The organism is Massilia sp. 05N420, from assembly GCF_056397205.1.
This window is the reverse complement of the sequence record NZ_JBFTMX010000130.1, coordinates 1-562: the sequence shown is the minus strand read 5'-3', so window position 1 is coordinate 562 and position 562 is coordinate 1. Positions and strand designations below refer to the sequence as shown.

Annotated in this window: 1 protein-coding gene; it reads left to right on the top strand. The window is 54.1% G+C overall.

All coding sequences use genetic code 11. The features are described from left to right. The coding region (locus tag AC1DIX_RS27610; protein WP_477328518.1) for a hypothetical protein at positions 1-263 on the top strand (263 nt) is incomplete at its 5' end. Positions 264-562: the final 299 nt, after the last annotated feature.

Below are 562 nucleotides of genomic sequence, written 5' to 3'. Positions count from 1 at the left end.
GCGTAACCGTTTACATCTCGCGAAACGGGCAACTTTTTACTTTGATTTCTGCTACCTTTTATAGAAGCATGCAATATATCGCATCCTTCGCGTTGCGGATTACCCCCGAAAAAGCATTTGCCGCCTCTCAAAAACTGCCTATAAATCCGCGCTGCGAATTGCAGTGCATGACGATATTTTTCCGCCCGCCAGCGGAAGACCGTATTTTGCAAATGACACCGGCTGCAGAGCATTCCGCGCCAGAATTTTTGAGAAGAGCATGAAAGGGTTCCGCACCGGCGGCGCCGCAATTCTGCTCACGGCCGGACATGATGACCGGTGCGCATGAAGATGTTTTCGTCACACCGCACGAGTGCGCTGCATTGAACTGCGCCCGACACGGGGAACCCCATTTGTTCAAGATCGCCAAAGCCAATGTTGCCGCCCCGCTCACGCCTGGCTCCTTTGATCTGACCCATCACAATCAGGAAATGCTGGCGCAGTTTTCCGTCTCCGAGGCCTGGAACGGTGACTTTTCGAGCGGCATCATCCGGCTCGGCGAATGGAGCTCGATGCTTCACGG